Here is a 625-nt window from a genome sequence, read left to right as displayed (position 1 = left end):
GCGGTGTAGAAGCCGCCGAGGAAGCGGGCGCTGAACGGCGTGACGGGCCACGGCCAGCGCGGCTTGACCAGCGTGGGCGCGAAAAACAGGCCGGCGCCCACGATCAGGACGACGATGACAGCCGCGGAGAAAAGGCGAAGGGCCCCTGGAAGCGGCGGATTGTCGGATTTCGGCATGAGAGAGAGCCCAAGATGAATGCCCATGGACCATCATAGTGCCGCTTGCAGCCGGTGAAAATCTGCCGAGTGGAATTGAACCGTCATCAGGCTTTGTTCTATTCGAATGGCCGTAGGGTCAATTTAGACGTAAAATGGAGCATTCGGACCAAAGCGCGGTCCAGTTAATACGCCTCGGGGCGGATTTTACGGAGCCTGCACGATGAACGAAGCTCAGGATCTGTTCTCGCTTCTGCGGCAAACGGCCGATGTCGATCCCCCGGCTGTTGACGCGATCAAGCGAGCCATTGCCGAGGGCGAGGACCGCGAACTTTGCCGCATCAATGTGCTCGCCTTCGCCAGCAAGCATGGCCTCGACGAGGAGCGCGCCATAGGCGCCTTTCTCCACGCCGCGCGGGTAGGCATCTTCGACATTTCCTGGAATGTTCTGTGCCCCGGCTGTGGTGGGG

Annotated in this window: 1 protein-coding gene and 1 pseudogene; one reads left to right on the top strand and one right to left on the bottom strand. The window is 60.8% G+C overall.

Going from position 1 to position 625, the window contains the following annotated elements; all coding sequences use genetic code 11:
• A pseudogene (locus tag EOA27_RS40360) lies at positions 1–203 on the bottom strand (hypothetical protein); the annotation flags it as partial.
• Between the two features lie 175 nt (positions 204–378).
• On the opposite strand from EOA27_RS40360, the gene EOA27_RS42820 reads away from it, so the two are divergent.
• On the top strand, positions 379–625 hold a 247-nt coding region (locus EOA27_RS42820; protein WP_245491410.1), incomplete at its 3' end, for a DUF5939 domain-containing protein.

Source organism: Mesorhizobium sp. M2A.F.Ca.ET.037.01.1.1, from assembly GCF_003998075.1.
In the GTDB taxonomy this organism is placed as follows: Bacteria; Pseudomonadota; Alphaproteobacteria; order Rhizobiales; family Rhizobiaceae; genus Mesorhizobium.
This window is presented reverse-complemented; position numbering and strand designations above follow the sequence as displayed.